At 34.9% G+C, this 12,929-nt stretch carries 17 protein-coding genes, 1 tRNA gene and 2 pseudogenes; 13 read left to right on the forward strand and 7 right to left on the reverse strand.

Going from position 1 to position 12,929, the window contains the following annotated elements:
- Positions 1-337 precede the first annotated feature (337 nt).
- Positions 338-413, reverse strand: a tRNA-Phe gene (locus tag R2I74_RS01540).
- Positions 414-616: 203 nt separating this feature from the next.
- On the opposite strand from R2I74_RS01540, the gene sdhC reads away from it, so the two are divergent.
- The 5 genes from sdhC to fliQ all read left to right on the forward strand — a co-directional run bounded on the left by sdhC (position 617) and on the right by fliQ (position 3,815).
- Complete coding sequence (sdhC, locus tag R2I74_RS01545; RefSeq protein WP_316353344.1) at positions 617-1,006, forward strand: succinate dehydrogenase, cytochrome b556 subunit; 390 nt, start codon at positions 617-619, stop codon at positions 1,004-1,006.
- 16 nt (positions 1,007-1,022) lie between these two features.
- Positions 1,023-1,406: a succinate dehydrogenase, hydrophobic membrane anchor protein gene (gene sdhD, locus R2I74_RS01550; RefSeq protein WP_316353345.1), complete on the forward strand. Its 384-nt coding sequence runs from the start codon at positions 1,023-1,025 to the stop codon at positions 1,404-1,406.
- Between the two features lie 15 nt (positions 1,407-1,421).
- Positions 1,422-3,212: a succinate dehydrogenase flavoprotein subunit gene (gene sdhA, locus R2I74_RS01555; protein WP_316353347.1), complete on the forward strand. Its 1,791-nt coding sequence runs from the start codon at positions 1,422-1,424 to the stop codon at positions 3,210-3,212.
- A gap of 9 nt (positions 3,213-3,221) precedes the next feature.
- Entirely contained in the window at positions 3,222-3,479 is a 258-nt protein-coding gene (locus tag R2I74_RS01560; protein WP_316353348.1) for an HU family DNA-binding protein, read from the forward strand.
- A 69-nt stretch (positions 3,480-3,548) separates the two neighbouring features.
- A complete protein-coding gene (gene fliQ / locus R2I74_RS01565) occupies positions 3,549-3,815 on the forward strand; it encodes a flagellar biosynthesis protein FliQ (protein WP_316353351.1) in 267 nt (88 codons plus the stop codon).
- Between the two features lie 20 nt (positions 3,816-3,835).
- Here fliQ and R2I74_RS01570 read toward each other — a convergent pair whose 3' ends face one another.
- Complete coding sequence (locus R2I74_RS01570; protein ID WP_316353353.1) at positions 3,836-4,621, reverse strand: TatD family hydrolase; 786 nt, start codon at positions 4,619-4,621, stop codon at positions 3,836-3,838.
- Positions 4,622-4,950: 329 nt separating this feature from the next.
- Between R2I74_RS01570 and R2I74_RS08155 the strand changes: the two genes are divergently transcribed.
- Positions 4,951-5,220, forward strand: a complete 270-nt coding sequence (locus R2I74_RS08155; protein WP_394355809.1) for a helix-turn-helix domain-containing protein — start codon at positions 4,951-4,953, stop codon at positions 5,218-5,220.
- On the opposite strand, the gene R2I74_RS01575 is transcribed toward R2I74_RS08155, so the two are convergent.
- Positions 5,167-6,405 (reverse strand): ISL3 family transposase, encoded by a 1,239-nt coding sequence (locus tag R2I74_RS01575; protein ID WP_316353355.1) that lies wholly within the window; start codon positions 6,403-6,405, stop codon positions 5,167-5,169. The two genes, R2I74_RS08155 and R2I74_RS01575, sit on opposite strands and share 54 nt — an antisense overlap.
- A 58-nt stretch (positions 6,406-6,463) precedes the next feature.
- On the opposite strand from R2I74_RS01575, the gene R2I74_RS01580 reads away from it, so the two are divergent.
- Positions 6,464-6,697 (forward strand): hypothetical protein, encoded by a 234-nt coding sequence (locus tag R2I74_RS01580; RefSeq protein ID WP_316355363.1) that lies wholly within the window; start codon positions 6,464-6,466, stop codon positions 6,695-6,697.
- Positions 6,698-6,712: 15 nt separating this feature from the next.
- On the opposite strand, the gene R2I74_RS01585 is transcribed toward R2I74_RS01580, so the two are convergent.
- Both R2I74_RS01585 and R2I74_RS01590 read right to left on the reverse strand, forming a co-directional pair.
- On the reverse strand, positions 6,713-7,246 hold the full coding sequence (locus tag R2I74_RS01585; protein WP_316355231.1) for an IS630 family transposase: 534 nt from the start codon (positions 7,244-7,246) through the stop codon (positions 6,713-6,715).
- Entirely contained in the window at positions 7,185-7,538 is a 354-nt protein-coding gene (locus R2I74_RS01590; RefSeq protein ID WP_316353116.1) for an IS630 transposase-related protein, read from the reverse strand. Before R2I74_RS01590 ends, R2I74_RS01585 begins: the two co-directional genes overlap by 62 nt.
- A 58-nt stretch (positions 7,539-7,596) precedes the next feature.
- Here R2I74_RS01590 and R2I74_RS01595 point away from each other — a divergent pair.
- The 4 genes and pseudogenes from R2I74_RS01595 to R2I74_RS01610 all read left to right on the forward strand — a co-directional run.
- Positions 7,597-8,478, forward strand: a pseudogene (locus tag R2I74_RS01595) (ISNCY family transposase); the annotation flags it as partial.
- Positions 8,468-9,297, forward strand: a protein-coding gene (locus R2I74_RS01600; RefSeq protein ID WP_316353063.1) for an IS5 family transposase whose coding sequence is annotated in 2 segments (ribosomal slippage) — positions 8,468-8,858 and positions 8,858-9,297 — 831 coding nt in all. Because the reading frame shifts where the segments join, the coding sequence is not laid out codon by codon here. The pseudogene R2I74_RS01595 and the gene R2I74_RS01600, both read left to right, overlap by 11 nt.
- A gap of 207 nt (positions 9,298-9,504) precedes the next feature.
- Positions 9,505-9,951, forward strand: a complete 447-nt coding sequence (locus R2I74_RS01605) for a DUF6978 family protein (RefSeq protein WP_316353356.1) — start codon at positions 9,505-9,507, stop codon at positions 9,949-9,951.
- Entirely contained in the window at positions 9,948-10,712 is a 765-nt protein-coding gene (locus R2I74_RS01610; RefSeq protein ID WP_316353357.1) for a DUF1829 domain-containing protein, read from the forward strand. The genes R2I74_RS01605 and R2I74_RS01610 overlap by 4 nt, the downstream gene beginning before the upstream one ends.
- Before the next feature lie 285 nt (positions 10,713-10,997).
- Here R2I74_RS01610 and R2I74_RS01615 read toward each other — a convergent pair whose 3' ends face one another.
- Together R2I74_RS01615 and R2I74_RS01620 are read right to left on the reverse strand one after the other, a co-directional pair.
- Positions 10,998-11,336: a Sec-independent protein translocase subunit TatA/TatB gene (locus R2I74_RS01615; RefSeq protein ID WP_316353359.1), complete on the reverse strand. Its 339-nt coding sequence runs from the start codon at positions 11,334-11,336 to the stop codon at positions 10,998-11,000.
- Positions 11,312-12,064: a 16S rRNA (uracil(1498)-N(3))-methyltransferase gene (locus R2I74_RS01620; RefSeq protein WP_316353361.1), complete on the reverse strand. Its 753-nt coding sequence runs from the start codon at positions 12,062-12,064 to the stop codon at positions 11,312-11,314. Before R2I74_RS01620 ends, R2I74_RS01615 begins: the two co-directional genes overlap by 25 nt.
- 32 nt (positions 12,065-12,096) lie before the next feature.
- Between R2I74_RS01620 and R2I74_RS01625 the strand changes: the two are divergent.
- A pseudogene (locus R2I74_RS01625) lies at positions 12,097-12,219 on the forward strand (DUF1674 domain-containing protein); the annotation flags it as partial.
- A gap of 305 nt (positions 12,220-12,524) precedes the next feature.
- Positions 12,525-12,818, forward strand: a complete 294-nt coding sequence (locus R2I74_RS01630) for a hypothetical protein (protein WP_316353362.1) — start codon at positions 12,525-12,527, stop codon at positions 12,816-12,818.
- Positions 12,819-12,929 lie beyond the last annotated feature (111 nt).

Consider the following 12,929-nt stretch of genomic DNA (forward strand, 5'->3'; position numbering starts at 1 on the left):
CGTATGAAGTTATACGCTGCGACTCGATTCCAGAACTCCTAGCACTTCTTGATTTTGACCTTCGTCTACCCCCTAACACACATACTGTCATCCCGAACTTGTTTCCGGGATCTTATGAAGTCCTGCTGAGATCCCGAAACAAGTTCGGGACGACTTTAGGTATAGGGATGGCCTTGTGCTCAAAGATATTATTGAAATCGGAGTTACATAGATAATTATGGAAGTGAGTTGGATGACCGACGTTTTATCCCTGTGAATAACACGCAACATGCACGTCTATTCAGCTTATTTACGCTTAATCTTGCTGTGTTAAAGTATTTAAATTGTGACCAAGGAATGGTGGCTAGGGCCGGAATCGAACCGGCGACACAAGGATTTTCAGTCCTTTGCTCTACCGACTGAGCTACCCAGCCACAATACAAGTTCACGAGCTGTTTATAACTAATTAATTAGGCTATGTCTATAAATTTATGTACTAATTACCCCGTTATGATAATTTTTAATTAGCAAATTTAACATAACCTTGCATCGCAGTTGTGTAAACGCTATTATCTTTTCAAATAAAAACTAATCACCATATTCTGCTTGTGATATAGGATAAATTTATAGGCTCATAATGACAAAAACAAGGCAAGATCCTCACATTAATCGTCCAACTTCTCCGCATATCACGATATATCGCAAACAAATTAGTTCTGTACTGTCAATTTTTCATCGTTTGACTGGTGTAATGCTGTTTTTTGCCATCGCTATTAGTACATGGTGGTTTATTTTATGGGTATTTAGTAAATTTGATCCGTATTATATACAATTAATAAGATGCAACTTATTAAAGGTGGCATTGTTTTTTATTAGTTTAGCCGGTTTTTATCATTTATGTACCGGCATACGGCATTTAATATGGGATACAGGTAAATGTTTTTCAATAAATTCAATTAATGTTACTGGGTGGTTAGCAGTAATATGTGCATTCTTTTTTACTTTAATATTTTGGTGGTCACTATAATTGAGGATATAAATTAATGCAGAATCTACGTACAAATTTAGCAAAAGCAAAGGGTTTAGGTAGTTCTAAAACAGGAACGCATCATTGGTGGCACCAGCGCTTAACAGCAATTATAATGGTGTTTTTTACTATTTGGTTATTAATGTTTATTAAATGTAGTTGCAATAAGGATTTAAGTACCTTTATTACGATAATACAAAAACCATATAATATAGTCCCATTGGGTATAATTGTAGTGATTTCGTTATATCATGGGATGTTGGGAATGCAGGTAATAATAGAAGACTATATTAGTTGCTTGGCTTTGCGCTTTACATTTATAGTATTATTACAAATATTTTGTTTAATCACTATAATTGCGTTTATAGTGGCTTTGTTTTATACGATGACCAATATCTAAGAGGAATTGTTATACATGTCAAAAGCTTATAATATTATCCAGCATGAATTTGATGTTGTAGTTGTTGGTGCTGGAGGGGCAGGCTTGCGCGCCACATTTGGTATGGCAAGTCTTGGGCTTTCTACCGCCTGTATTACCAAAGTATTTCCAACTCGTAGTCATACAGTTGCAGCTCAAGGGGGAATTAGTGCTGCTCTCGGTAATATGGGCGCAGATGACTGGCGTTGGCATATGTATGATACGGTTAAAGGCTCTGATTGGTTAGGTGATCAAGATGCCATAGAATATATGTGTAAAAATGCTGCAGCTGCAGTATTAGAGCTAGAACATTATGGCGTTCCTTTTTCGCGAACAGTCGATGGTAAGATTTATCAACGAGCATTTGGTGGTATGACCACTGCTTACGGTAAAGGTAAGCCAGCACAACGAACATGTGCCGCAGCAGATCGTACGGGACATGCTATTTTGCACACTTTATATCAACAGGCACTAAAGCATAAAGCGCAGTTCTTTATTGAATATTTTGTTTTAGATTTAATTATGGAAGATGGTGAGTGTCGAGGAGTGGTAGCTTGGAACCTTGACGATGGTAATATTCATTGTTTTCGTAGTTCTTGTGTAGTACTTGCTACTGGTGGCTATGGAAGAGCATATTTTTCTGCCACCTCTGCTCACACTTGTACTGGAGATGGCGGTGGTATGGCAGTGCGCGCTGGAATTCCATTACAGGACATGGAATTTGTTCAATTTCATCCAACTGGAATTTACGGCTCCGGGTGTTTGATTACTGAAGGAGCAAGAGGTGAGGGAGGCTATCTGGTTAATTCTGAAGGCGAACGTTTTATGGAAAGATATGCGCCATCAGCTAAAGATCTTGCCTCACGAGATGTGGTGTCAAGAGCAATTACCATGGAAATTAGAGCTGGTCGTGGTGTAGGGTCGCTTAAAGATCATGTATATTTACATTTAAATCATTTATCCCCAGAGATTTTACATCAACGTTTACCTGGAATTTCTGAAACTGCAAAAATTTTTGCAGGAGTTGATATAAACTCAGCACCAATTCCAGTTTTACCTACTGTGCATTATAATATGGGAGGAATACCTACCAATTATCATGGACAAGTTCTCAAGAAAGCTAAAGATGGTACTAATGAAATAATTCCAAATTTGATGGCAATCGGTGAGGTTGCTTGTGTGTCGGTGCATGGAGCAAATCGGTTGGGGTCAAATTCGTTACTGGATTTAGTAGTGTTTGGTAGAGCAGCTTCGTTAAAAGCTGCAGAAATAATTAAGCCTGGGGCTTCTCATAAAATTTTATCTGGATCAGCTCTTGATCAAATACTCAGTCGTTTTGATCAGGTTCGTCATGCTAGTGGTGAAATTACTGCCGCAAAATTACGCTTAAAAATGCAAAGAGTAATGCAAAATCATGCGGCGGTGTTTAGGAATGAAGAAGTACTAAATGAAGGTGTATCGATGATTGATGAGTTGCGATCAGAATATACTAATGTTGCTATTGCTGATCGCTCATTAATTTGGAATAGTGATTTAGTAGAGGCTTTGGAATTGTCTAATTTATTAGATCAAGCAGTACTAACCATGCATTCTGCTGTTAACAGACGTGAGAGTCGTGGAGCTCATGCAAGAGAAGACTACCCTGAGCGAAATGATGAGCACTGGATGAGACATACCTTAGCGCAACTTGATGATGTTGGTGCGGTAACTCTTGATTATAAGCCGGTAACGCTTACTACTATGACTGATGAAGTGGAGTCGGTACCACCAACCAAGAGGGTATATTAACGGGTATTAATGGCTACTAAAAACGACTTAATAGAAGCTCTAAGTAAAGAAATCAGCTATTTATCGAAAGAAGATAGCAGTGAGGTCGTCAATTTAGTTTTAGAATACTTAACTGCAGCGCTTGTTCAGCATAATCGGATAGAGATTAGAGGGTTTGGTAGTTTTTCAATACGTAGTAGAAAATATGCAAACTCTAATAAATTGTATAGTACAGTTTACTATCGTATGGCAAAAAATATCATGGATCCAACCGATAAACAAGTGTAGAGTTAAATTCAGGCTCGTGGACACATCTCAACTATATAGATCAATAATCGATAGGAATATAAGACAATTATGGATACAGGTTCTTTTAATGAAATTACTCGAGAAGCGCTGTATGTTTTGATTGCCGTTTCTAGCCCTATACTAATTTTATCTTTAGCAGTTGGTTTGATTATTTCATTATTTCAAGCTTTAACACAAATCCAGGAAACCACATTAACATTCGTACCTAAGATTCTTACTATTTATATTAGTATGCTGATAATACTGCCATATATGCTATCAAAATTAAAAATTTTTACCGACCATATTATTCAGCATATAACTCAATATCGGTGAGTTTTTGAACCGCTCTACTTCTATGATTGCTTAATTTGCGCTTTATTAAAAAGTTTAAAGAAATTATCAGTTGTCTGCTGTGCTAGCTCCATTTTAGAAATATTTTTAAGATCTGCAATCGCAGCAGCTACAAATTCTACAAAGGCTGGTTCATTAACAGAACTACGCATTGGTACTGGTGCTAGGTAAGGAGAATCTGTTTCAATTAATAATCGATCTAATGGTAGAAATTTCACTATTTCTCGTAAATGATCAGCATTTTTAAAGGTGATAATCCCGGAAATCGAAATATACATCCCAAGATCAAGCATTTTTTGTGCTAAATGCTTTGAAGCGGTAAAGCAATGAATTAGCCCTGGAAATGCTGAATTCTTCATCTCGCTAGTGATAATATCAATAGTATCTTCCTCTGCCTCACGAGTATGTACGATAACAGGGAGAGTAGTGCTTTGTGCAGCAATTATATGCTGAAGAAAGCTGTGTTTCTGCTGTTTTTTTCTAGTAGAATCATGATAATAATCCAGTCCAGTTTCACCGAGACCAATCACCTTAATATGCTCTGATAGTTTTATTAGTTCTAAGTAAGAAAGAGTATCAATTGCATCAGTTGGATGTACTCCAACTGATGTATAAACAGCTTCAAATTCTTCTGCAATTTTTAAGATATTTGGAAAATCATCAAGTTTGGTACAGATAGTTTGCATATAGTTAACACCGTTTTTATTGGCACGAGCTATAATATCTGACAAACTATCTTTAGTTTTATCGGCTAATAAATCTAAATGACAATGTGAGTCTACTAACATTTGTTGCGCTTATATAGAGTTAAAACAAGTATCACGAGATCCCGAACCTATTCTATGTATTTAGTCCACAAGCTAGTCAACTTAGGCTCTGAGTTGAACCATCTAATTTACCTTACGTCAAAATAGTTTCCGTAATAAGAGTTACTTTAGGCGGTTATTAGTGATACACCTCTATTCATTTTCCATAATATATATTATGAAACTTTTTTGTGTAAGCCCAAAGCGATAATGTCGTGTTTTAACAAAGTTCAAATGTCGTCTTTATAATAATTTGTTAGAGTGAATAACTCCAGTAAATTCATAAAGGATGTCATATGGAGTTATTCACGATGAGTCATTTAGAGCTAACTCGCCTAGATCTTATTAAACAACTAATAGAACGTAAACTAACACAAGCTCAAGTAGCTGAGCAGTTGAGTATTTGTATTCGTCAAGTACAACGCTTAGTCAAGAACTACAAGAACGATGAGTATTATGGGCTGATATCTAAAAAACGAGGTAAACCAAGTAACAATACTATTGGCTCTTCCGTAGTTCCTGTGGTTTTATGCAAAGGCCTTATATCCTCTAAGATCAAGAAACAATCTTTGAAAAAATGATGTGGGTTTTGATATTCCGTAACACCTCCTTTTGAGGACTTTAATTTTGTTATTAAGCCCTTCGACAAACCCGCTATTTTTTCTACTTTTAAAATAATTGAGAATGTTTGCTTTATATCTTTCCAGTGTTTTTATAAACCCGTCAAAACAAGTAAGATTGTTATTTTGGACGCTTTGAATCCATCGGCTTATCTGCGTCAGAGCCATTTTACGATTATGATGCGCATTAAAAATATGAGTTAACTTGATAGCCATTTTGTGAACTTCTTTAAGCAATGGTGAATGTATGTACATAAATTCCAGTATTGCTTTTTCCTGGATAGAAAGGCACTCGTGTTTTTTTCGAACAACCCACATCATACCTTCGAGCTTTGCATAATCCTCTGGAGTTAACAGAGATTTCAGACGCTTCATTTCTTCAATACGAACCCTGTCAAGCGGCTCTCTATAAAGCTTTGATACATGATATCTGTCAATAACAACAAGTCGTTTCCCAAATACCTCTTCTGCAGATTTGACAAATCCATCATACATGTCGGTACAGATGGATCTTACGGTCTTCTTTAAATGACCTGGTATTGATTCTAAAAACATTTTTACGGTTTCTTTTAATCTATCCGGCAAGACGGCGATCACCGATAACTCACCAGATTTGTCTTTAACGCTGACGATCGTTAAATAATCGTTGTGACCTTTTTTTACAGCAATTTCATCAATTCCTATTGTTTCCAAATTAGTATACATCGCCCAATCCACAATCATATTAACGCTCCTGTTAAGAGCAGACTCTACGATTTCAGAGCTAATCTGTTCTTTTTTACCGACATCCTCGATAGTACTATGAATTAGTTGGCGGTTTATATATTTATCAAGACCTTTGGTTGTTTTAGATTTTCTTTCACACCAGTCATACTGTTCCGACGTAACCGGATGATCATCACAATGTTGGCATTCATATCGAGCAACGCGTATACGCAAGTATACCGGTGTGTCTAGGATAGACAGGTGGCGTACTGTTATTGTTTCGCCAAAACCATACCGTTTATTTGTTAATTGTCCGCACTTATGGCAGGCTGTTTCCTTCTTTGTGCTTTCTACGTCAAAGATGATATTCCCTTGCGTATCAATGGTTTGAGCTATTATTTTTAGAGAATCTATATCTAAGGGGAGTGTAAAATTTGACATTTTGACGGCTATTATTGAGGATTATATATTTATCCATACCCTATAACCCATATTCTCATTGATTGCTATCCCACAGGAACTACGGAAGAGCCATACTATTCCTAATGATACTAAGGAAAAAGTATTAGCAATAATCTATAAACATTATAGAGATTTCGACCCTACTCTAGCTACAGAGAAACTTATTAAACACCATAATTATAACATTTCAGTCGAAACTATTCGTAAATGGATGATCGAAGCTAATTTATGGATTCCTAGAAGGCAAAGACTTAAACGAGCTTATAGCTAAACCCCTATAAAACGGTTATAACATGTACTTTTCAAACAGAGTGTCTACGTCACAGCGATATTTCCTTCTTCTAGATTTAGCTTGAGCCCATTTTGGTTCAATAGGATTCAAATCAGGAGAATAAGGCGGTAAGTACTCCAATATATGACCAGCTTTTTCTATCATAGTTTTTAAATACGGACTTTTATGGAAACTTGCATTGTCTGTCACAACCACGGAATTATTAGGTAATTTCGGTATTAAATCTTGTTCTACCCAGCTGTTAAAAATAACTGTATTAACATTGCCGTCAAAAATTGACACGGTTAGCAGCGATTTACCTACTAATGCCCCTATAACATTAGTTCTTTTTGACGGATGCCAATCATGAACACCATAACACCTCTTGCCTTTTGCCGAATATCCGTGAGTTCTAGGCGCGCTATGGACAAACCCGCTCTCATCGGTAAAGACAATAACTTTTTCCTCTGCCTCGTACTTTTTTATCTTATTCTGAAATTCTAACCTCTCTTCTTCTTTTGCCTTCGGATGTTTTAAAGCTTTTTTTATACGTAATGTTCAACTTCTTTAATGCTTTTTGTATTCCAGATTTACTCACTCCTAACCGCTCAGCTCTTTCATATTGATACGCGTCACTATATTGCACCACGTCTTCTCTCAATTTATCAATCGGTATTTTTTTCGAAGCTCTATTCCTATTCTTTAGAGGAGATATTTTTTTAGTCCATACAAATACCGTGTTTTTTCCTACTCCAAAACGTTTTGATATTGATTCAAAACTCATCTTCTCTTTTTCTTTGATAGCCAGTACTTTCTTTCTAAAATCTATCGAATATGTCATAACAATTATTTTAATTATACCCTTTGATTATAACCGTTTTATAGAGGTTTAGCTATATCAGCCACGTTATCGTCGTGATTGTTATGGGGAACTTATCCAGATTGATGGTTCATTACACCATTGGTTTGAAGATCGAGGATCTAAATGTACATTATTGGTGTATATTGATGATGCTACCAGTAAGTTAATGCAGCTATATTTTACGGCTTCTGAATCAATGCAAACCTACTTTTTGGCCACTAAGTCTTATATCAGTAAACATGGTCGTCCCCTCGCCTTTTACAGTGATAAACTAAGTGTCTTTAGGAATGCTAATCACAAAGCTGCAGAAGAAGGCAATGCTACTCAATTTGGTAGAGCCTTAAGGGAATTAGACATCCAACTTATTTGTGCTAATAGTAGCCAAGCTAAAGGCAGAGTAGAAAGAGCTAACAAAACCTTACAAGACAGGCTAGTTAAGGAACTGAGATTAAGAAATATCTCAACAATTAAAGATGCTAACGGCTATTTAGAAGAATTTATCCAAGAACATAATGATAAGTTTGCTAAAGCTCCAATATATAGTGAAGACCTACATAGAGAGCTATTACCGCATATGTTACCTAATGAAATATTATGTTTTAAGACTTTAAGAACTGTTTCTATTAACCTGACTTTTCAGCATAATAGACAATTATTTATGTTAGAAGATACAATACAAACAAGAGAATTACGGAGAAAACAGATTACACTATATGAGTATCCTGAAGGAGGAATAAAGGTATTTTACCACGATAAAGAGCTTCAGTATCGTATTCTCTACGACAGGGTAAAAGAGCTAGCGCAAGGAGAAATAGTAACGGATAATAAGTATCTTGCTGATATACTAGACCTCTTTCGAAACTGGACTAAATATGTTATAAAGTCGAATTTACTTAATTTAGAACTATATGAGATATAAAAATTTAAGCATTTTATCGGAAGAGCATTTTAGAAGATTAACAGGGGTAAGAAATAGTACATTTGAAAAGATGGTAGGGATTTTAAAGACAGAGAAACAAATAAATAGGAGGTACCAAGGTGGCAGAAGAGCTAGTCTTAGTATGGAAGACAGCCTATTAATGACACTTGAATATTTAAGGGAATACCGTACCTATTTTCATATAGCTAAGAATTATGGAGTTAGCGAAAGCAGTGCATTTAAAACAATTCGTTTTGTTGAAGACACTCTAATAAAACATCCGGATTTTGCTCTTCCAGGTAAGAAGGCTCTAGTTAAAAGCGGTATGGAGTATGAATTAGTTTTAATAGATGCTACAGAAAGCCCTATAGAGCGACCCCAAAAAAACAGAAATACTATTACTCAGGTAAAAAGAAAAGACATACGTTAAAGACTCAAATAGTAGTAGATAAGAAAAGCAAACGAGTCATATGCACTTCTTTTTCCAATGGTAAGCGTCATGATTTTAAATTATTTAAAGAATCAAGAACCCATATACTGCCTGAGGTTAAAGTGATTACTGATACTGGTTATCAAGGCTTACAGAAGATTCATACAAATTCTGAGCTACCAAAGAAAAAGAGTAAAAAGAATGCTTTAACTAAAGAAGATAAGAAAAATAATAGAAGTTTAGCAAGTGACAGAGTATTAAATGAAAATGTTATCGGTATGTTAAAGCGTTTTAAAATAATTGCTGATAAATATCGAAATAGACGCAAAAGATTTGGTCTTAGGTTCAATTTAATTGCTGGTTTATATAATTGGGAGCTTGGTAAATGAGTTTCGAAAGAGGTCTACTGGAATATGCTCAGAGTAGACAACAGCTACTACCAGCAAAAAAGCGTAGCAGTTGTTCACCTACGCGAACTCATCTAGAGCATATAGCTTAAGGCTTAGTTTAATGAGAAATTTTTTACGATTATTATTAATATAAACTTTATAATAAATACTATAACTTGTATTCTATAAAAAAATTAAGTTCTAAAAATGACACAGGTTAACATTACTCAAGATGAAGCTGATTCTCTTTTTAAAATGGAAAAAATCAAAATAGATGACAATCCTTGGGGCCTCCCAGATCTTGGTGGTAAAATAGAAGTGCCTTTAATATCTGTTGATAAAAGAGAACATTTTATGCTTGATATTAGTAGAGGGAAAATAAATCTTAAGCGGCAGAAATATCAAAATCGAGCTAGAGATGCTATAATACTCGCACGTCTTGATCTTGGAAGCCCTCACAGGAATCCTAATGGTGAAGAAATAGGTATTCCACATTTACACTTATATAGAGAAGGATATGGTGATAAGTGGGCATTTACCATTCCAGATAATATTTTTCAGGATATAAATGATTTTTGGCAAACTTTACATGACTTTATGCGATATTGCAAAATTATTGAAGTACCAAATTTTAGCAAAGGGTTATTCTCATGACCTTAAATATAGAACATCTTTTGAATGATTACTATAGATGGTTAAAAGATAAAACAGCCTGGAAAGAATTAAAAGATTGGGTTGAGATCACTACTCCTTATCTTGATTGTCATAACGATTACATTCAAATTTATCTAAAGCAGGAAGGAGATAGTTATATTCTTACTGATGATAGCTGGACTATTGATGATTTAGAACAGTCTGGCTGTATATTGGATTCTGATAAACGACAAAAATTTCTGGAAGTAACTCTTAATGGTTTTGGTGTACATAAAAATAATAATGAAATGTTTGTTAAAACCAATCACCAAAATTTTGCTTTAAATAAACATAATCTTATTCAAGCAATTCTTGCTGTTAACGATATGTTTTACCTGGCTAGACCTAATATTGTTGCGTTATTTTATGAAAATGTGCAAATGTGGCTGGATAGTTATGATATCCGATATTCTGAAAGGGTTGCATTTTTAGGTCAATCTGGTTATCTTAGGCACTTTGATTTTCTTATTCCAAAATCAAAATATGCCCCTGAACGTATGATTCAGGTAGTGAATACTCCCAATAAAAATAAAGCGACCAGTATTATGGGAGATTGGTTTGATACCAGAGAAGTTCGTGCGCCTGATGCCAAGGCATATACGTTTATAAATGATAGTGAAAAACCTATTTCTGAAAATTTTCAGGATGCTTTAAAAAATTATCAGATTATTCCTGTACCATGGAGTAAAAGAGATGATTTTAAGAATGACTTAGTGGCATAGTTAATAGAACCTGGGATTCTATTAACTTAAATAATACTCAAAAAAGTAGAAACACGACATTTCTGTATTGCCCATAACCTGACATTTTAACTTTGCGTTGACATTTTGTTGATATCTGTTATACCTCTCTCTCGGTTTATTTATAAGCAATTGCGATTATAATAACATTCTAAGTATTCAACAATTGAAGATTTAGCTATTTCTCTAGTTTATGTGCTGGAGCAATACTGAGATCCACGATCAGTCGGCCTCGAAGAAATTCTAAGAGCGTGTTCGAAATTCAACTTATTCTAGCTTAGAGAGCTGGCCTGCTTTTTGTTTGTCTAATTCCTTCTGGACAAGTTCCTGATATTTAGACTTTATTTGCTCCAAGGAATATTCTCCTTGATAATTGTCCTGTAAAGCTATAATTTTTTCCAAATAAAAATTAATCTCTGTAATATTGGTGGTAAGCTCTTGATTTTTATTATTATCTTGTGGATCAATATAAGATATTGCTTGATCTTTTAAATTACTACAAAATAGCTTGAATTGTTTTATTTTATTTAAAATAACTGGTATATCCTCAGGTTTAAGCACAAACAAAGCTACAAGCACAATTACCAATAATTCTCCAAGTGACATAATTTTTCTCTCATTAATTGGACTTGAGCAATAGCTGTTGCTACTGCAGTTTCTGTACGCAATATATTATTACCTAAACTGATTGAGATGCTACCTGATAGCGTTGCCAGCATTTTCAATTCTGCTTCGGTAAAGCCACCTTCTGAGCCAATAATCACCAATATTCTATCAGGCCAGTGTTTAATAAGCTTCATTGTATTTGCAATGTTTTCTTTTTCATTGGCATAAATTATCATTTCATTAATTTGTATTGTACTGATGTAATTCTCTAAAGACATTAATGGCTTAAAAGACGGCATTAATAATCGCTCTGACTGTTCAGTTGCTTCGATTATACATTTTAGAAAACGCTGATGGTTAATATTCCGCAATTGTGATCTTGCAGAAATTAATGGCACAATCTCAGTAACACCAAGCTGTACTGCCATATTTACTGCTTCTAGCATTCGATCAGCTTTAATCAAACATATTCCTAAAATTAACTCAGGCTCCTTTAGCGACTTTCTTAAACAAGATAATATTTTTACTTCCAGATTATTTTTAGATAATTGTAGAATTTGAGCAAGATATTCTCCGTCTTCGCTATTAAATATCCTAAACTGATCTTTGATTTTTAACCTTAATACTGTTTTTAGATAATGTTGATGCTGAGGATCATCTATATTTATAACTAGGTTTTCATTTAGAATTGTATTAGTATATATTCGATGTAAATGATTAAAAGTCATATGGTGAGAATAATAAGATGAATAAAGATAATGATATAACAACAAAGGAAATATTGCCAAAAGAAAAAATACCTCAAGAAATTAACGGAGCTAAGGGGCAAGATCCTACAACATATGGCGATTGGCAACATAAAGGTAGAGTAACGGATTTTTAGTACATTTTAGAGAGTGTTTACTGAACTGTATATCACAAGCCGTCTGAGCTGAGATGAAGTTGAAGCAATCCCTACCGTGTCATTGCGAGGGCGTTGTTGAAGCAATCCAGTAAACATGTTATTCATTTCTGGATTGCTTTGCTTCGGGCTTAGCCCTCGTAATGACGGACTTGACACAGTTCATTGAATACCCTCAAATTTCAACAACCACCATCTTTCGATCTATAATCTCAAACCATCGCACCCTTAAGTTTTTATTATAATTATACAATAAATATATTGATTTAATATTATAATATATATAGATGAACGCTTTTGATCACATAAAACAGAAACAAGGAACGATAACTGTAGACGCATTTAGTAGTTTTTATCATAATCTGTTCAATGCCACTGGTAATTTTGGGTTAATTGTTTTTTGTATGAAGCATGGCATTAAATTAAATGAAAATTTATGTCAAAAACTACTATCGCCTAATTCGCAAGAGTATCAGGATGAGGTGCTAGAACTGATATTAACAACAGCACGACATTATGATGATGTTATCGCATCCCTCCTAGCAGGCCACAATGTGATAGCACCAGACGATTATCATTGAGGGAATATACTTCGTGTAAATGAAAAGTTGGTAATGTCATCCTGAATTTATTTCACTTCGTGGCTGTTCCAGAGCAGGATCTCTCGCGAATTGATGAGATCCCGAAACAAG

The organism is Candidatus Trichorickettsia mobilis (genome assembly GCF_963422225.1).
GTDB lineage: Bacteria > Pseudomonadota > Alphaproteobacteria > Rickettsiales > Rickettsiaceae > Trichorickettsia > Trichorickettsia mobilis_B.